Origin of the sequence: Porphyromonas sp. COT-052 OH4946 (assembly GCF_000765965.1) — a bacterium.
Taxonomy (GTDB): Bacteria; Bacteroidota; Bacteroidia; order Bacteroidales; family Porphyromonadaceae; genus Porphyromonas; species Porphyromonas gulae.
The window spans coordinates 15,470-35,075 of record NZ_JQZY01000001.1; the positions used below are offsets into that span (position 1 = coordinate 15,470).

Here is a 19,606-nt window from a genome sequence, read left to right on the forward strand (position 1 = left end):
TCTTAGAGCGGTAGTTCAATAACGAAAGAGGTGAAACCATCGGCTGTACGCCTCGCAAGCAAATTTCCCCCATGCAGACGAATGATATAACGGGAAAGGCTCAGACCGATGCCGCTGCCACCGGTTTTGGTCGTATAGAAAGGAACAAACATATTGTCGAACACCTCTTGAGGAATAGGAGTGCCGTTGTTTTCCACATGAAGGAGTAGTCTGTGTTCATCCGACAAATCGAGACGCTCCTCGACACGAATACGCAAAAGTCGTTTCTCCGTATCGGCAGGATATTCCGCCTCGGCAGCATTCTTGACGAGGTTTATCAGTACCGATGTCAATTGCTGACGGTCGGCCAGAACAGTCAGCCCCACGGGTATTTCTTCCATATCCACCTTTATACCGTTGGAGGACAGAAGCTCTTCTTGCAGGCGCAATATCCCCGTAAGAAATGCATACAAAGCAATATCCTCCTTCTCGGGAGAAGGAATAGCCGTAAACTTACGGTAGTCCTGTACAAAGGATAACAACCCCGCTCCGGTACTACGAATGGTATCCAATCCGGTAGACAGCATTTCCTCGTCCGCAGAGCTTTGCAAATTGTCCAAGAGGGTATCGCATATCGAAGTAATGGGGGCTATCGAGTTCATGATCTCGTGCGTCATCACCCGAATGAGCCGGATCCACGACTCTGTCTCGCGAGCGTCAAGCTCCTTGCCGATATTCGACAGCGTATATATATGGTATATCTTCCCCCTGATCCGGAACGAAGAGAAGCGGAGACTCACTTCCTTCTCTTCTCGCTCCGTTGTGAGCTTGACATGAATGCCTGAATCGGTAGCCGCGGAACGAAACAGCCGAGGCATGTCCGGCGATACGCGTCCAAGCTGATCGAGGTGTGTGATAACGGGTAAACCGAGGAGACGCAACAGCACTGTATTGGTAGAATAGACATACCCCTCCGGAGCAACCATCATGATGCCGACAGGAATCTGTTCCAGCACATGTACGAGAAACTGCTCACCGGCTATCGCCTCATCGCGAGAACGACTGAGGATCTCCTTGATACGGTTGAGTGTACGGTTGAATGTTCGATGCGAAGCATTGCCCCCCATTTCGGAAAAGCGCACGGAATAATCGCCATTCTCGATAGCGTTCAAGAGCAGGGAAAGATCTTGAAGATGATGCCGATAGAGCAAACGCAAGCGAAAGGCGGAAAAGAAAACCAATCCGGCAGCAAAGACTGTGATGACATAATGTCCTGCAACTGCCGACCAAGTACCCACCACCGCCATGACGATGGTAAATAACAGATGCAAGCCGAAACTGCTGGTCTTTCGTCTTCCCATAGAAGAGAGGCTACAGGCCGTAGCGTTTCATCTTATTATACAGAGTCTGACGGCTGATACCTAATTCCCTTGCCGCGTTCGAAAGGTTGCTGCCGTTTCGTGCCAAGGCTTGCTCGATAGCGGTCTTTTCCATTTCATCCAAGGTCTGAGGAGTACTTGCTACAGCGGTAGCAGTCGGATGAGCATCGATCGACTTCGGCAACGACAGGTCAGCTGCAGAGAGGCTGCTGCTACGGCTAAGAATCACAGCCTTCTCTATGCAATGCTGTAGTTCACGCACGTTGCCCGGCCACGGATAGTCGGAGAGTAAAATCTCTGCTTCGGGAGTCAATGCCGACACCTCTTTGCCGTACTGTCGTGCATAACGATGCAGGAAGAAAACGGCCATCGGTACTATATCTTCCCTGCGACGACGTAGCGGTGGCATCTCGATATGAATCGTATTGAGACGATAAAGCAAATCTTCTCGAAACCGGCCCTCTGCCACGGAGAGAGGCAAATCGCTATTCGTGGCAGAAATGATACGAACATCCACGGGAATCGGCGTATTGCTGCCCACACGAGTCACCACTTTTTGCTGGAGCACAGCCAACAACTTGGCTTGCAGGGCAAGGCTCAGGTTGCCTATCTCGTCCATAAAGATCGTGCCGCCGGATGCTGTCTCGAACTTGCCGGCACGGTCACTTTTGGCATCGGTAAAGGCTCCTTTCACATGGCCGAACAGTTCGCTCTCGAACAGCGTCTCGCTCAAAGCCCCCATATCCACGGTCAGCATCGGCTGACGGCTACGAGGAGAACGGGCATGGATATACTCGGCTAAAACGCCCTTGCCGGTACCATTCTCACCCGTAATGAGGACATGGGCAGTGGTATCGCCGATACGATCGGCCAGCTCCAACACCTCACGCATAGCCTTGCTTTTGCCGAGAAATACCGAATCGTCTTCTTTAGGTGTAGCCGTCACATGAGAGTTTGCGGCCTTATTCATCGCCACACGAAGCGACTCCAACAGCTCGGCGTTATTCCATGGCTTGACGACGAAATCGCTTGCTCCACGCTTCAAGGCATCCACTGCCAGACGGATATCCGCATAAGCAGTAAAGAGCACCACAGGAAGATCCGGGAAACGGCCACGGACCTGATCCAGCCAATATAGACCCTCATTGCCCGTGTTGATACCGGTAGAAAAATTCATATCCAGCAGGAGTACATCCGGATGCACCTCCACGATAGTGGAAAGCAGTGTCTTGGGAGAAGGCAGGAGCGTCACGGTCTCGAAACTCCCCGTCAGGAGCAACTTCAAAGCTGTCAGCACATGTTTATTGTCATCTACTACGATGATACTTCCGCTCTTCTTCATTGTGTACAAATCTTACTCTCTTGAACAATTCCGCCGTGGAACGGAAACAAAAGTAAGGAAAAGAGAGCGAAGAGATTATAATAACAGAGAAGAGAAAAAGGCTGGCACAGAAAAGTATAGCACCCGATTCGTGCCTAAAGGAACGAATGCAGCATCGCTATTCTCCGGATCGGCACCAACGGCCAAAGGCTCCTCGCCCATAAGTGCAAGCCGAAGAGAAGCCATCCTATCAACGAATAAGAGGCGATGCGGTCGCGACAAGGTAGCTCGCAAATACCCGAAGAATACAAGGACTTATGGCGCGAGAAAAATGTTTTTGTGTAAGAAAATCAGCTATTTGTGGATTATCTTCCTTACTTTTGTAGCAAGGTCACCGGAACGGTATCTATCGGGAAGAATTACTTAGAAGCTCTTTTCGGAGGGAAACGCAGTATTCCGGACAAAACAATAATGGTTAACATTAAAATATAAGCACTTAGTTATGACGAAAGTAGGTATTAACGGCTTTGGCCGTATCGGCCGCTTGGTATTCCGCGCAGCACAAAACAGAAGCGACATTGAAGTCGTAGCCATCAACGACCTGATCGATGTGGAATATATGGCGTACATGCTCAAGTACGACAGTGTACACGGTCGTTTCAATGGGACAGTCGAAGTCAAAGACGGTCAGCTGATCGTAAACGGAAAAGCCATTCGAGTTACAGCTGAAAAGAACCCTGCCGATCTGAAATGGGATCAGGCCGGAGTGGAATATGTAGTAGAGTCCACCGGTCTTTTCCTCACGAAAGAAAAATCCGAAGCACACCTTGCTGCCGGTGCCAAGTATGTAGTTATGTCGGCTCCCTCTAAAGACGACACGCCTATGTTCGTATGCGGAGTGAACACGGATAAGTACGTAAAAGGCACGAAAATCGTCTCCAACGCATCTTGCACCACCAACTGTCTGGCACCCATTGCCAAGGTACTGAACGACAACTGGGGCATGGTAGGAGGTCTGATGACCACGGTGCATGCCACCACAGCTACACAGAAGACAGTGGACGGCCCCTCTGCAAAAGACTGGCGAGGCGGTCGAGCAGCAGGTGGCAATATCATACCTTCTTCCACCGGTGCTGCCAAAGCGGTAGGCAAGGTGATCCCCGAACTGAACGGCAAACTGACGGGTATGTCTTTCCGCGTACCGACACTGGACGTATCGGTAGTAGACCTGACATGTCAGTTGGCAAAGCCTGCTAAGTACGAAGATATCTGCGCTGCCATGAAGAAAGCTTCGGAAGGCGAACTCAAAGGCATTTTGGGCTACACGGACGAAGAAGTGGTTTCTTCCGACTTCATCGGCGAAACCCGTACTTCCGTATTCGATGCCAAAGCCGGTATCGCACTCACGGACACCTTCGTGAAAATCGTTTCATGGTACGACAACGAAATCGGATACTCCAACAAAGTACTCGATCTCATCGCCTATATGGCCAAGGTGAACGCATAAGAAAATTGGACAAGATCCTAACGGATCTTGGATCACCTCTCACGGGGCTGTGCCGAAGGAATTATCCGGGTACAGCCCCGTATTCTTTTCCGGACTATGATCCGGCAACAACCATCCTCCATCCTCCATCCTCCGACATCATCGGATGGCTGTATGTCGCTTGATTCGGATACTCCCGTCAGTCCTCTTCGGGCTGCGTGGCTCGGCCCTCCCGACTGCGGTATTCGCCCGGGCTCATACCGGTATGCTGCTTGAAATACTTGCCGAAAAAGGACTGTGTGGAGAAATTCAGCTCATAGCCGATCTCCTGAATCGTCTTATCCGTATAACGCAGCAGCGACTTGGCCTGCTGGACGATGAAGTTGTTGATCACTTTGGAGGCAGACTGCCCCATGACGCTTTTTATCGTCAGCGCCAAGTGCTTGGGACTGAGGCAGAGTTTGTCCGCATAGAACTTGACGGCATGCTCCTCTTTGTGATGTTCGGAGACGAGAAGCAGAAAATTGCGACAGATGGTTTCAGATCTGCTATGCTTGCAGTCGGTTTCGGTGCCATCAACGATCAGATCGTCCAGAAATAGGAAGAGAGAGCTGATCTGGTGGGTGACGATCTCTTCCTGATGAAGCCTCCTGTTTTGCAACGTGTTTTCGATCAGATCCATCGCAGCCATGAGGAATGCGTGTTGCATGGGGTCAAGGCGAAAGAGCTCATTGCTGTGTAGTTTATTGACGATGGAAATAAAACTGCCGACTCTGACCGCCGACAAAGAAAGAATCTCCTTGTCCAAACATAAATGACGAGCACGAAAGCGACCGGACTCGATCACCTCTATCGTTTTCCGAGGCATGACGACCAATAGCTCACCCTCGTGCAGCTCGATCTCTCGCGAGTCGACCATAAGTCGCATATAGCCCCTCGTGCAAATAGAAAAGAGCATGGATTCAACCAGAAACGGTACAGACATAGCTACTTCTTGGAGCGATCGCTTCTCATTGCTCAGCAAAACCCGGTCTCCCAATGTATTCATTTTGCCTCCGAAGTAGCTCGCAAGCTCTTTGATAGAGAATACCTTTAGCGGAACAGTCATAAAAGAATATTTTGAGATAAAAAACTTCATCGAATCCATTTGCCGAATCGCCACGGCAAACATCCGAGTCATAAAGAGTCAAAAAACCGACAGAAACGTATGAGAGCATAGCCCCGGCTCTTCCCTTCCGGAGCGAAACCTATGCCCTTTTCAATAGCGTCGTTCGCCGAAGATAGTGGTTCCGATACGAACGATGGTGCTTCCCTCTTCGATTGCCAGCTCATAATCGCCGCTCATTCCCATCGAAAGTTCGCAAAAATCGGCGGAATCGGAGAAGAAACGCTCTTTCATCTCCCTGAAAAGCGATGCCAACCGATGAAACTCTCTGCGAATCTGCTCCCTGTCGTCGGTGAATGTAGCCATCCCCATCAGACCGGCAATCCGGACTCCGGTATCGGATCCACGAGCCAAAATAGTCTCGAGGACTTGTGGCAATTCCTCCGGCGTGAAACCGCTCTTTGTTTCCTCCGATGCGATATGCACTTCCAGCAATACCGGCACGGTACGCCCCACCTTCGATGCCTGACGGCTGATTTCGTCGAAGAGCCTCAGAGAGGAAACGCTCTGGATCATCGAGATGAAAGGGACGATGTACTTCACCTTGTTTGTCTGTAGCGGCCCGATGAAATGCCACTCCACGTCATCAGGCATCGCTCCCACTTTGCTCATCAGTTCCTGCACCCGACTCTCGGCGAAAATCCTTTGGCCGGCCTCATAAGCCTCCATGAGTTCTTCCACGGGATGGAACTTGGAAACAGCCGCCAGCCGCACGCCTTGTGGCAGTGAGCGGAGAACGGGGCCTAAACGATCGGCAATGAGCGTCATTTCGCCGGCATGTATTGGAAAACATCCATCAGGGCAGTCTCCGACACCGATGCGATCTCATAGTCGGCCAATCCCTTGCCCATCTGCTTTTCCAGCTCTGCCACCGCATTGGGCAAGCTGTCCGACTTGACGAGCATGAACGCAGGCGTCTTCTTCTCCACCCCGTTCTTCTCATCGATCGTCACATACAGCACTTTGCAACGATAGTAGCGATCGCATTTATCATCCTCATTGAGGAAAAGTTCGGCATAGTTTACCTTGCGAATATTACTGATGTTGAACTCTCCCATACTGACGAAAGGGGTGATCTCCTCTATCATCTTGGCCTCTGCCAACGTGAAAGAATCGGCATCCACCAAATAGCTCTCCACCACCTTCTTAGGCATTCCATTATCGGCCACCTTCTCATAGGTGACCTTGCATTCGAACCATGCAGCCATAATCTATACGAAACTAAGATTTATTGAATGGCAAAGATAGCAAAAACGAGGGCCGACGATTTTCACCGGCGGAGAAATCTCCCACAAAACTCGCGCTGGAATCCCACAGAGTGCGGTTCGTAAATCCTGAAAAACTCGCGCAAAAAAAATTCGTTCCGCTCTTTTTCAGGTAGAGCAACACCTTGAATTTGTCTCTTTGCATACGCTTCTGTTTTTATGGGCAAAGTTACCCGTTACCGAAGCGTTTTCAGCTATGCAAAACATTGTAATACAAAGCATAAGCACCGCAATAAAGGAACGGAGAGATGCCGAATACTCTTCCGTCAGTTACCTCCTCCTGCCTCTTCGTTACCATTCGAGGAATAGGCTAACGATTTGGTAACGGGATTCTACACAAATCCACATCTTCTGCATTTTAACCCTCTGTGCAAAGTGTTAATAAACACTGCAAATCTCTCTCATTTCCACCTACTTACCTTTAATCCTCACCCTAATACCCTTTTCTCTAATTGTTCCCGCGCCAAAGCAAAAAAGTGCCCATGCCACGTTTTTAGGCGTCACAAATACGAAAATTTTGGAGTGTGACGTGTACTGAAAAGCATTGTGCCGAGCCTCTTCCGTGGACTGCATGGGAGAGGAGTTCGGCACAATGTCGTTTGTGGGGCAGGAAAGGGATGCGCTCCTTCTATTGTACTATTGTTACTTCGCTTTGACAGTAAAGGTAATAGAAACTATGGCTGCCGTCGTCTTCCTTCAATGGCCCATCCAAATGAATCTGTATCAATATAAATGCTGATGAAGCTCTCTTAATATCTGACAAACTCGTCTGTTCCATCGCATGAAGATAATACCAAGGATAGGAGCAAGCCGAAAAAGGCCAATGGAATCGATTTGATGGTCGTTTTTTTGTTTGTTCAAGGCTTCTCAGGTGCAAAACAATAAGACAAGTTCGATCCGCCTATTCGTGATACAGGCATTGTGCAGTCCGCATAGGGTGGCTACGGACAGGTACACTACGCTTCTGTAGGATAGCTGCACCGGAGATTGATAATACTTGGTTGGGAGTGTTCGGTATCCTTTTTGGGACTGCCGATGCTCCCAACCTCTTTATATGGGATTATTGCCGGAGTCGTATGGATTGGAGGGGGTGCCGGATAGAAGAGCGCATCAATGATTGGATCGCTTTTTTGTTAATTCTCGGTTCTTTCCATAGATGATATTTTTTCTGACCACAGTACACGTCAGACACATCGATCCGAACCAAAAACACACGAATTTTGGTTTGGGTTTTCTGAGAAAATGGAACGAGATTTTTTTCGTTGTGGCGTGAGAATTTTTTGCTTTCCGCGCCAAAACCAAAAAGTTCCCACGCCACGTTTTTAGGAGTGTCAAACGGAAAAATTTTGGAGCGTGACGTGTGCTAAAAAACGTTGTGCCGAGTGACGTGACAACTTCGGTCGAGGAGTTGCATAGAGTAGCAATAGTGGGGAGAGAGACCCGATTTCGACGCATACGTTTTTCTTGCGTTCAATGTCTGTAAATGTCAGATAGTAAGTGTGTTGATGGGAGCAAAAACGGGTGTTTCTACTCTCTTGCATCCGTGCAGGAAGCAAGAAACAGCCTACAATCATTCCTTAAATCTCTGCGTGTGCTACCGCCATGGCCGAATGGGTGGTTCAGTGATCGAGATAGATGAAAAACAGGTTTCTTACGGCCAATCGGACGGTGGATGAAAAGGATTCATGCAAAAAGCCAACCGGCCGTCCCCCCCTATCGGCATGAAAAAAGACCCTGCACAAGGAGTACAGGGTCTCGTCAATATATATTCGGAAATCCGTTTCGGTCATAATGTATTATAGAAGACGGCACTGTGCCTCAGGCCTGTATGAGACTCTTGCCACTGTATGATGTATAGGCCTCGCTGTAGGGCAGAGATATTGATCTCGCTCTCTTCTCCTTTCAGGATACCCCTGAGTATCTGAAGACCATTTGCATTCAGAATTTGGTATGTAAGGCCGGAATGTTCTTTGTCAAAGCGTATGTATTCCGGATTGACGCTGAAAGGCGTTGTTTCACCGGACAAAGCGGTCAAACTGTTCGGAATGCCATAAGCATCGCAAGGACGTTCCTCCCAGAAAGGGGCTTTGTATTCGAAGTCATCACTGAAAAAGCATCGGAGTAGCGGTTTTGGATTGATATGATCCACAATAATTCCATAAGGAAGGGGTTTTTCATATTGGGCATTGAGCTCTAAAATGCCCAAATCTTGGATTACTTCGACAAGCTTACCTTGCTCCGGCCACGGGCCTTCCGCAAAATAATAATTCAGGCGATAAACTTGTCGAACCAAATCGCGCCCATCGACGTTGATTGTGGATTTTTCAATGACCGTTGTCCTCCCGTGAGAAAAGCCCTCGACGGCTGTACCTTGGTTGACGGGAAGGGGTACGACGTCGCCAACCTCTGCCGCGAGATCATAGAGCAGTCGCAAGCCATCAGACTCTACAGCGTAAGCCTTATCCCCTTTCCTATATAGGTAAAAAGGCTCCATCGGGGTCTCAATTCCTGTCCAATCTTTATGAACCACTTGTATCTCTTGAGCTTGGTATTCGCCTATTTGGATATTCTTCTCGACACGATGGCGGATATACCCGAAATACGAAGGCGAGTCCATACTCGTTTTTTCACTTGTGTGGTAATACCACGTAGTCCCAAGAGGATAAAGCAAGATCGGATCATCCTGCTTATCGCTGTTTTTCTGCCCAAAAAGAACGCATGCGCCGAGGAAAAAAACGCTCATTGCCAATAAGCCTCTTCTGTAAAAATTGTTTTTCATACTGCAATCATTTATTTTTCACAAATTCGGAGTCATTAATATCAACCACGGCTAAGATACATATTTATCAGGGTGCATATTCCCCTCGCACAAGTGCAATAGGAGGGAGATGCAAAGGCAAGATGCGAGAAGCTCGACACATGAAAAAGCGACTCTGCTCGGGACGGACATATCTCTCATACGTGCCGCTTCCCCTTGCAGAGCCGCTTGGTAAAAATGGAAAATACGTTGCTTACCTATACGATATTAGTTTCGATAAGAATGTAAAAAGTCTGTCAATTCTTTTTTGATGCCGTTTTTATCAAACGGATTGCCGAAGTTTTTCTTGATCGTTTTATTCTCCACGAAGAAAACTTGCGGAAAAATCTCTTCGAAAGCATCCGTATTTTTTATTCCCAAAGTTTGTCCGCATGCGGCGGAATCGATTCCACAGAGAATTTGATTCGAGAAATCGACGAAGCCGAATGTGGGGAACAATGGACTTTGGATATAGTTTTTTATAGCCTGATGCCGATCCGAGAATAAAAACAAAACGTTCAGCGATGTTTCTCTTCGAATCTTCTCGGCTAACCCACTGATAGCGCGAAATGACTCGGTACAATGTCCGCATGTCACACTCGAATAAAACCAAAGGGAAGGCTTTACTCCCACTGTGTCGGGAGCTACCCATTCGCCTGTGTATGCTTCGAGCAAAGAAGATTCGCTCTTGTCTCCATCTGTCAGGAATTGACCATCGGATGTTACGACAATCGCACTTTCGGAGTTCTCGATCTTGCCAGCAAGGGTCAGCAGCTTTAGGGTTATTCTCACGGATTCTTCATTGCTAAAGTGCTTTTTGATTACCTCCGAGTCCCAAGATTGGAGTTTACCCTCTTGATCGAAAATTAGACTCTTCTCGAAAGCCATACGCTCTCTCTGCTCCAAAGCAGATAGTTCGGGGAGATTCTTTTTGACAAATTCCTCCGCCATCTTCCCACTTCCCTTGGATGAAGAACAACCAAACAAAAGAAAGATTGAAAGAAAAGCTGATAGCAGCTTTTGAAGATGGTGCTGTTGTAAATAGACCATCATTTGATTATGACGAAACCTTTCTTAACCTTCAAGACGCATACATCACCATTTGATGCCTGGCATCCACTTACCCAAAATTGATTCTTTTTGTTTTCATAAATAACATTGACATATTCGTCTCTTGATTTTACAACCTCAACCCATTCTCCTTTATCAGTGACTAAATAAAGTCCTGAAGTAGATTCTCCTAATGTTCCCGACGAGAAAATTTTTAGCAAAATTTCATTTGCTTTTTGTCTATCAAAGTTTTTTTCAATAATACTTTGATTCCATGAGCTCAGTGTGTTTTCAGATTGAAATTCCATTTTGGATTCAAACGAGGCTAAATCCTCCTGATTGATACTCAACATCTCCGGAATATACTTTTCTATGTATGCCCTTTGAGGAGAAAGAGCTCTTCCTATTGAAGGATACTGTTCAAAGATTTCTTCCTTGTTACAAGAAGTAAAAAAAGAAGTAGAGACAACGGACATAATAGCCAATATGGCTACAAATTCTTTTTTCTTCATTTTTTTTATTTGTTTATTGGTTAAATATTTATATCAACACAAAGATGGCTAAATTTTTTATATGGATGTAAGAAACTATCAAAAATACCTATTTGTGGGGAGGATCTCTTCATGAAAGGCCGTATATGGCAAAAAGCAGGTGTTTGTTCGCAGATAACATGTTGCTGTACCTTTTTTATCCCGACAATTCAAAAACAAAACTCTGCTCGGAGGGTTGCAGAAGAATTCCCCCTCCTTGTCTTTTTTCTCTTTTTCTCGGGTGTGTTTTCCGGATTGTACGAAAGAATGTCTACATTTGCCGCCGACAGACCGCTACGGGGGTGCTTGCCGACATGAATTGCGATACGGGCAGGCTGAGATAATACCCATAGACCTGATCCGGATAATACCGGCGGAGGGATGTAGAATCGAACACACACTATGCGTGCCAGCAGCTTCGGGAGAAGCACCCCATTGTGGACGGTCAGCCACATGCGAAAGAACAGATATTATCCCTCAAAAGCACGCAAATGCAAGTTACTATCAACAACCAACCGATCACATGCCTCGAAGGTATGGGACTGGCTGCTCTCTTGGAAGCCGAGCGGATCCAAGTGGAGCGCACGGCCATAGCCGTAAACGGAGAAGTCGTACCCCGTGCCTCGTGGCCGGACTTCCGTCTGTCCGAAGGCGATGAGATCCTGATCATCCAGGCCACCTATGGGGGCTGACCGACGTACCTTCAGCTTCAAGGCGATAGTCTCAAAACAGTAAAAACCCCAAACCCATTACCTCATTGATATGAAAGAATTCAAAGTGACGACCGGCCCTCTGCCCGGCAGTGAGAAAATCTATGTCGAAGGAGAGCGTTTCCCCTTCCTGCGCGTACCGATGCGACGCATCCGAATGTCCGACACCATATTGGAGAACGGCGAACGTGAGAAAAACGAAGATGTAGTCGTGTACGATACCAGTGGCCCCTATACCGATACCTCCTATGAGGTGAATCTGCACCGAGGAGTACCGAAGATACGCGAGCAGTGGATAGAGGATCGGGGCGATACGGTGCGGCTCGAAGGACTCAGCTCCGAATACGGACGGATGAGGCAGTCGGACACTTCGCTCGAAGAGCTGCGCTACGAGCATGTGTGCACGCGTCCCCGTGCCGCCAAGGACGGCTGCGCCACGCAGCTCTACTACGCCCGTCAGGGGATCGTGACGCCGGAGATGGAGTTCGTGGCCATCCGCGAAAATCAGTTGATCGATCAGGTCAGGACGCGCTATCGTGCCGAGGAGGGCGAGCCGCTCGGAGCTGCTATCCCACGCAAGATCACGCCCGAATTTGTACGCGACGAGATTGCCGCCGGACGGGCTATCATTCCGGCCAATATCAATCATCCGGAGAGTGAGCCGATGATCATCGGGCGCAATTTCCTCGTCAAGATCAATGCGAACATAGGCAATTCGCCCATCAGCAGTACCATCGAGGAAGAGGTGGAAAAGGCTGTCTGGGCCATACGCTGGGGTGCCGATACGGTCATGGATCTCTCCACGGGGGACCATATCCATGAGACGCGCGAGTGGATCATCCGCAATTCGCCCGTGCCCATCGGCACCGTACCCCTCTACCAGACGCTGGAGAAGGTGCAGGGCGATGTGACGAAGCTCAACTGGGAGATATTCCGCGATACGCTCATCGAGCAGGCCGAGCAGGGTGTGGACTACTTCACCATCCACGCCGGTCTGCGCTGGCACCACGTGCCTCTGACCTTGCGCCGCCTCACGGGGATCGTCTCCCGCGGCGGTTCTATCATCGCCAACTGGTGCACCACCCACAAGCGCGAAAGTTTCATCTACGAGCATTTCGAAGAGATCTGCCAAATCCTTGCGCGCTACGACGTAGCCATATCTCTCGGCGATGGCTTGCGCCCGGGCTGTATCCACGATGCCAACGATGCCGCACAGATAGCCGAGCTGAAGACGCTGGGAGAACTCACCGAGATTGCTTGGAAGTACAACGTGCAGACCATCATCGAAGGTCCGGGACACGTGCCCATGCACAAGATCCGCGAGAATATGGAGATTCAGCTCGAAGCCTGCCACGGCGCACCCTTCTACACCCTCGGCCCGCTCGTCAGCGATGTGGCGGCCGGCTACGACCATATCACATCGGCCATCGGCGCGGCACAGATCGGATGGTTCGGGACGGCCATGCTCTGCTATGTGACGCAAAAGGAGCACTTGGGTCTGCCCAACCGCGAAGATGTACGTGAAGGTGTAGTAACCTACAAACTGGCTGCCCATGCCGCCGACTTGGCCAAAGGACACCCCACGGCGTACTGGCGCGACTATATGATGAGCAAGGCGCGGTTCGAATTCCGTTGGAAGGATCAGTTCCACCTCTCGCTCGATCCAGAGAAAGCGATCCAATTCCACGATGCCACGCTGCCGGACGAAGGCCACAAGGAGGCGCATTTCTGCTCCATGTGTGGCGAACATTTCTGTTCCATGCGTGCCAATAAGAACTTCCGCAAGTTGCTAAACGAAGAGCCAGTCTCCAAATGAAACCCTGGCTGATCACTCCCGAAAGGCTTACGAGCGAGCAAATCGGGCTGCTCGACCGCCTCTTTGACCGAGGCTTGGAGCGGCTGCACCTGCGCTTGCCCGGTGCCGGCGAAGCAGACTATTCGTGGGTTATCGAAACCGTGGCAGCCTGCTATCGCCGGAGAATAGTGGTACACGACCATCCCCGGCTCATCGGCCGCTACGGACTGTGCGGTTTGCATCTGCCCGAACGAATTTGGAAAGGCATGACCGATCGGCCACAGCTCCCTGACGGCTGCACGGTATCGGCTTCGTGCCACACGATAGAAGATATAGAGTCCTTCCCCTTTCGGCTCGACTACTGTTTCTTAAGTCCCGTGTTCGACAGTCTGTGCAAGGTGGGCTATGCAGGACAATTTTCCCCCGATTCGTTGGGCGATCGTCTGCGACGGATCCATCTGCCCGTGGTGGCACTGGGCGGCATTACGCCCGATCGTCTGCCGCAGCTCCGTAGAGCAGGCTTTGCCTCGGCAGCTGCACTCGGCTATGTGTGGTTGGCCGAAGGCCGGGAGTTGATGCGCTGGCAGGAATTGTGTACGCCGGCTGTCATCTGTGTCGGAGGAGTGGATCCCTCAGCCGGAGCCGGCATCACGGCAGACGTGCAGACGGCCGAAAACATGGGTGTGCGAGCTTATACCGTGGCCACGGCTATTACGTTTCAGGGGAGTGATAGCTATCGGGGGGAGCGATGGGTGGATTCGGCAGACATCATCCGGCAGATCGAATCTTTGTCGGTCGAGATGGAGCCTGCCGTCGCCAAGATCGGCCTGATCCGCGACTCGGACACCGTCTCTCTCGTAGTGGATTGTCTGAAAAAGGTTTTCCCCTCGATTCGGATCATATGGGATCCCGTACTCAGAGCTTCGGCCGACAGCTCCGTGGGACAAACGGATCGTTTCAGTCTCGAAGACATAACGGCTTTGTCCCGAATAGACTTCATCACGCCGAATCTTCCCGAAGCTCGCCACCTTTTGGGCTGCGAACCGGACGATGAGGCCCTGCTCCACTTCCATCGAAGTAGCGGTGTTGGGCTCGTACTCAAAGGGGGGCATGCCGAAGAATCGGTCATAACGGATCGGATCGTCTACGATGGTCGATGCGAAGCTCTCCGGCTCTTACGCAGCGGTACGGAGAAGCATGGGACGGGTTGCGCCCACAGCACTGCTTTTGCAGCTGCTTTGGCTCTGGGACAAGAGCCTTTTACGGCTGCCGGGATGGCACAGCTATACGTCAGCCGACTACGTGAGAGTGCTTCGGGCATGCTCGCTATGCACAAAGACCTGCCTGCCGATCCGGTCGTCCGGCTGATGAGCGAAATAGATTTGCAGTTCATCACGCACCGTCAGCCCGATCTGTCCGAACTCGAAGAAGCGGAGGCCGTCTGCCGTATGGGTGTGCGCTGGGTACAGCTTCGGATGAAGGAGGCTTCGGACGAAGAGATGCTTCGCACGGCTCATGCCGTCAAGACCGTCTGTCGTCGCCATGGAGCACTCTTTGTCGTCAATGACCGTGTCTCCATAGCTCGTCAGGTGGATGCCGACGGCGTACACTTGGGCAAAGAGGATATGGCGATAGCCGAAGCACGTCGCATCCTCGGCTCGAATAAGATCATCGGACGCACTTGCAACACGATGGAGGATGTGCGCCGAGCATACGCCGAAGGAACCGACTATGTGGGCATAGGCCCCTATCGCTATACGGAGACAAAGCAGCGTTTGGCTCCCGTCCTCGGACTCGAAGGCTACCGAGCCATTGCCTCCTGTATGCAGGCCGAGGGTATCCGACTGCCAGCTTTTGCCATCGGTGGTATAGAGGATGCGGACATTCCCCTCATTCGCGACTGTGGCATAGGAGGCATTGCCGTGAGCGGCAGCCTTATCAGGAAAATAAAAAAGAACTAATCGGATGATCTCCCTCCCGTATCGAACGATCATCTTTTGATAAACAGAAAAAAATCTAATGGAAACATTACAAATTGCCGGCAAAACATTTGAATCGCGCCTATTCGTCGGCACAGGTAAGTTTGCCTCCTCCGATCTGATGGAGGCTGCGGCCTTGGCATCGCAATCCCGTATGGTGACCGTTGCCCTGAAACGTGTGGAAATCGGCCGCGGCAACGAAGACGACATGATCAGTCGCATCGCCCGCCATCCGGAAATCACCCTTCTGCCCAATACTTCGGGCGTCCGCTCCGCCAAAGAAGCCATTCTGGCGGCCGAGCTTGCACGGGAAGCCCTCCAAACCAACTGGCTCAAGTTGGAGATACATCCCGATCCCCGCTATTTGCTTCCTGACCCCATCGAGACGCTTCGTGCCACAGAGGAGTTGGTACGTCGCGGCTTTATCGTTCTTCCGTACGTTCAGGCCGATCCCGTGCTGTGCAAGCATCTGGAAGAAGCCGGTGCGGCCACGGTAATGCCGCTGGGTGCTCCCATCGGCAGCAATCGCGGACTGAAAACTCGTGAGATGATCCGCATCATCATCGAACAGAGCCGTGTGCCGGTAGTCATAGATGCCGGTATCGGTGCTCCCAGCCAGGCGGCAGAAGCCATGGAGATGGGAGCTGATGCCGTTCTGGTGAATACGGCCATAGCCGTGGCGGAAGACCCCGTAAGCATGGCAACGGCTTTCCGCCTTTCCGTAGAAGCCGGTCGAATGGCTTTCGAAGCCAAACTTGGCAGCGTCCGCTCCGAAGCCGAAGCCAGTTCGCCTTTTACCTCTTTCCTCAATCTGAAATAATTCCTGCGGAATATGACTTTCTATGATCACTTGCACGCCTCCCCCTATACTTGGGAGCGGGTGGGTAACCTCTTGGCCGATGCTACAGCTGCCGATGTGGAGCGTTCGTTGGCACACCGACGCCGCACGATCCAAGACTTTATCACACTTATTTCGCCTGCAGCCATCCCTTATCTGGAGCAGATGGCCCGGCAGGCGCATGCACTGACGGTAGAGCGATTCGGCCGCACGATGCAGCTCTATATCCCCCTCTACCTGTCGAATATCTGTAGTAATGCCTGTGTGTACTGCGGATTCAGCCGGTCGAACAAAATCCATCGCCGCCGACTCACTTCCGAAGAGGTGGATCGAGAAGCGGATGCGATCCTTCGGCTCGGATACAAACACCTCCTTCTCGTATCGGGAGAGTCCGAGAAAGCCACTCCGGCCAGCTACTATGAGGAAATGACGCGGCGGCTGCGTCCGCTCTTTTCCCAACTCTCGCTCGAAGTTCAGCCCCTGACCACGGAAGAATATGCCCGTCTGCATGAAGCCGGTATCGGAGCCGTCTATGTGTATCAGGAGACATACAACGAGCGGGCATACCCCACCTATCACCCTGCCGGACGAAAGGCGGACTATCGCTATCGCTTGGAGACTCCTGACAGAATCGGCCGTGCCGATATGCAGAAGATCGGCATAGGGGCACTGCTGGGACTGGAGAATTGGCGTGTGGACTCCGTTTTCACGGCTCTACACCTGCGGTATCTGGAGCAGACGTATTGGAGGAGTAAGTTCTCCATCTCACTGCCGCGTCTGCGTCCTGCCACGGGCGGATGGGAGCCTAAAGATCCTATCGACGATGTCGGTATGGTACAGCTCATTACCGCCTTCCGCCTGTTGGATAAAGATGCCGAGATCAGCCTGTCCACACGGGAGAGCCGTGAGTTTCGAGACCACGTGATGCCGCTCGGTATTACTTCGGTCAGTGCCGGCAGCAAGACCGAACCGGGAGGATATGCCGAAGAGAATGCCGATCTGGAGCAATTCACCATCAACGATGCCCGCAGTCCGGCCGAAATGGCTGCCGATCTTCGCCGACTTGGCTACGAGCCCGTTTGGAAAGACTGGGATGCTTTCATGTAACAGAGTTCCTGCCACAACGAAGGGTTCTTTATAAGAGTAAAGGTTGCTCTCCAATCGAGGAAAGCAGCCTTTGTCCTTTTGTTTTTATTGTTTGAAATCCTTACAGGCGAATACCCAAGCCTACGTGGAAAGAGGTATTCTTCAGGGTAGCCTCCAAATTTTCAGTCTTCGGTTTAATGTCTTTTACGGTGTTGATCAAACCGAAGTCCGCACCGATAAGCAGATAAAAGTTCGAGTAACCAACCATGGCGGCAGCACCGAGACCGACATCGAAACGTTTGGCATTGATCATCTCGTTCAAACCTTCTTTATAAATATCGAAAGTCGTCTCTTGACCATCTTTCCTGATGGCAGTACCATCACCCTTGATAGCATAGGATAAATAAGGCCCTGCCTGTACAGCAACTGATACCAAGTTGAGCAGACTCAAGCGATAACCCAGATGAACCGGTATCTCGATGTAGTGCATTTGAGCTTTCAAAGAACTCAATCCCAGCGCAGCAGAACCAACTTCACCGAAATTCGTTTTCATCCCTTTGGAGTGGAAAGCAATGCCCGGATTAACATAAAGACCATAGCCGATCGGGGCTTCTATCCCACCGGAGAAACGGTAACCGACAATGCTTTTAGTGGCGAAATCAGCAACACTCTCCACCTTATAATCACCTGCACTGAAACCAACAGCAGCATCTGCCCTAAAGGCTATTCTCCCTTGTGCCGAAAGGACACCGACAGTCGCCAAAATCATAGCGGCGATCAAGATCAATTTCTTCATTTTCATTTCTGTTTTATATTAGACTTCTTTGAATAATAACCGTCCCAAATATACGGTTTTTCGATTACGGACATCTTTTTTCCTTTGAGACAAGGGCCTCTTCCCCCCTCTCTTCTGGGAAGAAGAGAATAGAAAAGGAAGAAGCCAAAACCGAATAGTAGCAACTTACGGTTTTGGCTTCCTGATAATAGGGGATGAGGCTTGTTACTTTTGTGTCAGTTCGAGAGGTATAGGATGATTGTCTCCCTGCAATGCAAGCTTCATAGTCTTGTTTTTCCAGTCGACTACACCCGTAACATCTTCCGCTTCAGACAAATCGATGTCCTCAAAGGCCGGAAGCATCGGCTCTATGGAAATGATTTGGCTCTTGGACAGACGCAGCAGGACAGTCTTGGAGGAGGAATTGTACATATAAGGCATCTTCATCTTCATCTTGACTGTTATGCTCGGAGTAATCGTAACATCTACGTTCAGGTTCGTTTCTGTCTGGGAGAAAAAGTCGAGCTCCAATCTCAGTTTTGCCGATTCCGGTAGTTGAGCGTCAGAGTCGATCTCTCCATCCATCAATGCGTTGAGCAGATTGATTTCTGCTCCGCTCATCATTCTTTCCCATTGGGTCTTCTCGAGCGTTGTCGGATCGTCTTTCTTGCAAGACGAGAATGCCAGTGCGGACAAAAGAGCCAGCAACATGACTGTAAGTTTCATCATTTTCATATTTGTTCGTTTTTTGGTGAACGTGCCGGCAAATATAAGCCAAAATTCAATTTAGACTGTTCGGCTTTTCTCTCACCCTATTGGATGTCTATACCGGTACTTCCCATTCATTACTGGATTGTGGCATGGAACAATGTACCTCATCTCCTGTCCCTCGAAGACGCGTATAGCTTCTATTGCTTAATGATTTTGGAGGTAAATAATAAAAAAGCATGCAGAAATGCTTGGTCTCGGCATGCTTTCTTTCGTTTGGTAGCGAGACCCGGGATTGAACCGGGGACCTCATGATTATGAATCATGCGCTCTAACCAGCTGAGCTATCTCGCCATCGTCCTTGATTAAGACGGTGCAAAGGTAGACGTTTTTTTGACATGCGCAAGACATCCCCTCCCTTTTTTCAGGGCAATCGCATCAAAAATTTCGAGAAAATACAAGTTGCTAATTTTCAGATAATTGCATTTTGGAGGTTATACTCAAAGATAAAGAATACGCTCAAAAATATAACTGATAATCAGGCACTTACATTTTGATGCGGTTGCCCTGCTAATGACCGCCATTAGAAACTCATCCTAATGACAATTCTGGGATAAACTATATACCAACCCTTACAAAGCGATAAAAACGAAGTCGCCCGACCTCCTAAAAAGGAAATCGGGCGACCGATTCGTACTCCGAGACAGTTACAGATTCATCTTAAAAGCTTCTCTGCAGAATGT

Annotated in this window: 17 protein-coding genes, 1 tRNA gene, 1 pseudogene and 1 riboswitch; of the genes and pseudogenes, 7 read left to right on the forward strand and 12 right to left on the reverse strand. The window is 50.1% G+C overall.

Translation table 11 applies throughout. From position 1 onward, the window contains the following. Window positions 1–2: 2 nt before the first annotated feature. Window positions 3–1,340, reverse strand: coding sequence for a PAS domain-containing sensor histidine kinase (locus HQ50_RS00075; protein WP_039427434.1), 1,338 nt, complete (start codon window positions 1,338–1,340; stop codon window positions 3–5). A gap of 10 nt (window positions 1,341–1,350) precedes the next feature. Next, window positions 1,351–2,700, reverse strand: coding sequence for a sigma-54 dependent transcriptional regulator (locus HQ50_RS00080; RefSeq protein ID WP_018965290.1), 1,350 nt, complete (start codon window positions 2,698–2,700; stop codon window positions 1,351–1,353). Window positions 2,701–3,181: 481 nt separating this feature from the next. On the opposite strand from HQ50_RS00080, the gene gap reads away from it, so the two are divergent. Continuing rightward, window positions 3,182–4,186, forward strand: coding sequence for a type I glyceraldehyde-3-phosphate dehydrogenase (gene gap, locus HQ50_RS00085; RefSeq protein ID WP_018965288.1), 1,005 nt, complete (start codon window positions 3,182–3,184; stop codon window positions 4,184–4,186). A gap of 178 nt (window positions 4,187–4,364) precedes the next feature. Here the strand turns inward: gap and HQ50_RS00090 are convergent, their stop codons facing one another. From HQ50_RS00090 to HQ50_RS11905, 4 genes are all read right to left on the reverse strand, one after another. Beyond that, a complete protein-coding gene (locus HQ50_RS00090) occupies window positions 4,365–5,273 on the reverse strand; it encodes an AraC family transcriptional regulator (RefSeq protein ID WP_235290029.1) in 909 nt (302 codons plus the stop codon). 150 nt (window positions 5,274–5,423) lie between these two features. After that, window positions 5,424–6,098, reverse strand: coding sequence for a YggS family pyridoxal phosphate-dependent enzyme (locus HQ50_RS00095; RefSeq protein ID WP_018965286.1), 675 nt, complete (start codon window positions 6,096–6,098; stop codon window positions 5,424–5,426). Continuing rightward, window positions 6,095–6,538: a DUF4494 domain-containing protein gene (locus HQ50_RS00100; protein ID WP_018965285.1), complete on the reverse strand. Its 444-nt coding sequence runs from the start codon at window positions 6,536–6,538 to the stop codon at window positions 6,095–6,097. The genes HQ50_RS00095 and HQ50_RS00100 overlap by 4 nt, the downstream gene beginning before the upstream one ends. Before the next feature lie 1,167 nt (window positions 6,539–7,705). Next, window positions 7,706–7,897: a DUF1661 domain-containing protein gene (locus HQ50_RS11905; RefSeq protein ID WP_369794152.1), complete on the reverse strand. Its 192-nt coding sequence runs from the start codon at window positions 7,895–7,897 to the stop codon at window positions 7,706–7,708. Window positions 7,898–7,901: 4 nt separating this feature from the next. Here HQ50_RS11905 and HQ50_RS11910 point away from each other — a divergent pair. Beyond that, window positions 7,902–7,952, forward strand: a pseudogene (locus HQ50_RS11910) (hypothetical protein); the annotation flags it as partial. Between the two features lie 429 nt (window positions 7,953–8,381). Here HQ50_RS11910 and HQ50_RS00105 read toward each other — a convergent pair. The 3 genes from HQ50_RS00105 to HQ50_RS00115 form a co-directional block, all read right to left on the reverse strand. After that, complete coding sequence (locus HQ50_RS00105) at window positions 8,382–9,374, reverse strand: hypothetical protein (protein WP_235317884.1); 993 nt, start codon at window positions 9,372–9,374, stop codon at window positions 8,382–8,384. Between the two features lie 246 nt (window positions 9,375–9,620). Next, window positions 9,621–10,343 carry a hypothetical protein gene (locus HQ50_RS00110; protein ID WP_039427437.1) on the reverse strand — a complete coding sequence of 241 codons (723 nt, stop codon included), beginning with the start codon at window positions 10,341–10,343 and terminating at the stop codon, window positions 9,621–9,623. A 98-nt stretch (window positions 10,344–10,441) separates the two neighbouring features. Beyond that, a complete protein-coding gene (locus HQ50_RS00115; RefSeq protein WP_039427438.1) occupies window positions 10,442–10,954 on the reverse strand; it encodes a hypothetical protein in 513 nt (170 codons plus the stop codon). A gap of 306 nt (window positions 10,955–11,260) precedes the next feature. Further along, window positions 11,261–11,372, forward strand: a riboswitch (TPP riboswitch). 91 nt (window positions 11,373–11,463) lie between these two features. Here HQ50_RS00115 and thiS point away from each other — a divergent pair. The 5 genes from thiS to thiH all read left to right on the forward strand — a co-directional run bounded on the left by thiS (window position 11,464) and on the right by thiH (window position 17,401). Next, on the forward strand, window positions 11,464–11,664 hold the full coding sequence (gene thiS, locus HQ50_RS00120) for a sulfur carrier protein ThiS (protein WP_005873774.1): 201 nt from the start codon (window positions 11,464–11,466) through the stop codon (window positions 11,662–11,664). Between the two features lie 70 nt (window positions 11,665–11,734). Next, window positions 11,735–13,498: a phosphomethylpyrimidine synthase ThiC gene (gene thiC, locus HQ50_RS00125; protein ID WP_039427441.1), complete on the forward strand. Its 1,764-nt coding sequence runs from the start codon at window positions 11,735–11,737 to the stop codon at window positions 13,496–13,498. Continuing rightward, window positions 13,495–15,438, forward strand: coding sequence for a thiamine phosphate synthase (locus tag HQ50_RS00130; protein ID WP_039427444.1), 1,944 nt, complete (start codon window positions 13,495–13,497; stop codon window positions 15,436–15,438). Before thiC ends, HQ50_RS00130 begins: the two co-directional genes overlap by 4 nt. 58 nt (window positions 15,439–15,496) lie before the next feature. After that, window positions 15,497–16,276, forward strand: a complete 780-nt coding sequence (locus tag HQ50_RS00135) for a thiazole synthase (RefSeq protein WP_039427454.1) — start codon at window positions 15,497–15,499, stop codon at window positions 16,274–16,276. A gap of 12 nt (window positions 16,277–16,288) precedes the next feature. Next, window positions 16,289–17,401 carry a 2-iminoacetate synthase ThiH gene (gene thiH / locus HQ50_RS00140; protein WP_039427455.1) on the forward strand — a complete coding sequence of 371 codons (1,113 nt, stop codon included), beginning with the start codon at window positions 16,289–16,291 and terminating at the stop codon, window positions 17,399–17,401. A 100-nt stretch (window positions 17,402–17,501) separates the two neighbouring features. Here thiH and HQ50_RS00145 read toward each other — a convergent pair whose 3' ends face one another. From HQ50_RS00145 to HQ50_RS00155, 3 genes are all read right to left on the reverse strand, one after another. Further along, window positions 17,502–18,176 carry a porin family protein gene (locus HQ50_RS00145; RefSeq protein WP_235317885.1) on the reverse strand — a complete coding sequence of 225 codons (675 nt, stop codon included), beginning with the start codon at window positions 18,174–18,176 and terminating at the stop codon, window positions 17,502–17,504. A 204-nt stretch (window positions 18,177–18,380) separates the two neighbouring features. Next, window positions 18,381–18,890 (reverse strand): hypothetical protein, encoded by a 510-nt coding sequence (locus HQ50_RS00150; RefSeq protein ID WP_018965942.1) that lies wholly within the window; start codon window positions 18,888–18,890, stop codon window positions 18,381–18,383. Window positions 18,891–19,140: 250 nt separating this feature from the next. Then, window positions 19,141–19,217, reverse strand: a tRNA-Met gene (locus HQ50_RS00155). Window positions 19,218–19,606 lie beyond the last annotated feature (389 nt).

Coding starts and splice junctions, on each gene's coding strand:
- HQ50_RS00075 (WP_039427434.1), bottom strand. CDS start 1,340: ATGGGAAGACGAAAGACCAGCAGTTTCGGCTTGCATCTGTTATTTACC.
- HQ50_RS00080 (WP_018965290.1), bottom strand. CDS start 2,700: ATGAAGAAGAGCGGAAGTATCATCGTAGTAGATGACAATAAACATGTG.
- gap (WP_018965288.1), top strand. CDS start 3,182: ATGACGAAAGTAGGTATTAACGGCTTTGGCCGTATCGGCCGCTTGGTA.
- HQ50_RS00090 (WP_235290029.1), bottom strand. CDS start 5,273: ATGACTGTTCCGCTAAAGGTATTCTCTATCAAAGAGCTTGCGAGCTAC.
- HQ50_RS00095 (WP_018965286.1), bottom strand. CDS start 6,098: ATGACGCTCATTGCCGATCGTTTAGGCCCCGTTCTCCGCTCACTGCCA.
- HQ50_RS00100 (WP_018965285.1), bottom strand. CDS start 6,538: ATGGCTGCATGGTTCGAATGCAAGGTCACCTATGAGAAGGTGGCCGAT.
- HQ50_RS00105 (WP_235317884.1), bottom strand. CDS start 9,374: ATGAAAAACAATTTTTACAGAAGAGGCTTATTGGCAATGAGCGTTTTT.
- HQ50_RS00110 (WP_039427437.1), bottom strand. CDS start 10,343: ATGGCGGAGGAATTTGTCAAAAAGAATCTCCCCGAACTATCTGCTTTG.
- HQ50_RS00115 (WP_039427438.1), bottom strand. CDS start 10,954: ATGAAGAAAAAAGAATTTGTAGCCATATTGGCTATTATGTCCGTTGTC.
- thiS (WP_005873774.1), top strand. CDS start 11,464: ATGCAAGTTACTATCAACAACCAACCGATCACATGCCTCGAAGGTATG.
- thiC (WP_039427441.1), top strand. CDS start 11,735: ATGAAAGAATTCAAAGTGACGACCGGCCCTCTGCCCGGCAGTGAGAAA.
- HQ50_RS00130 (WP_039427444.1), top strand. CDS start 13,495: ATGAAACCCTGGCTGATCACTCCCGAAAGGCTTACGAGCGAGCAAATC.
- HQ50_RS00135 (WP_039427454.1), top strand. CDS start 15,497: ATGGAAACATTACAAATTGCCGGCAAAACATTTGAATCGCGCCTATTC.
- thiH (WP_039427455.1), top strand. CDS start 16,289: ATGACTTTCTATGATCACTTGCACGCCTCCCCCTATACTTGGGAGCGG.
- HQ50_RS00145 (WP_235317885.1), bottom strand. CDS start 18,176: ATGAAGAAATTGATCTTGATCGCCGCTATGATTTTGGCGACTGTCGGT.
- HQ50_RS00150 (WP_018965942.1), bottom strand. CDS start 18,890: ATGAAAATGATGAAACTTACAGTCATGTTGCTGGCTCTTTTGTCCGCA.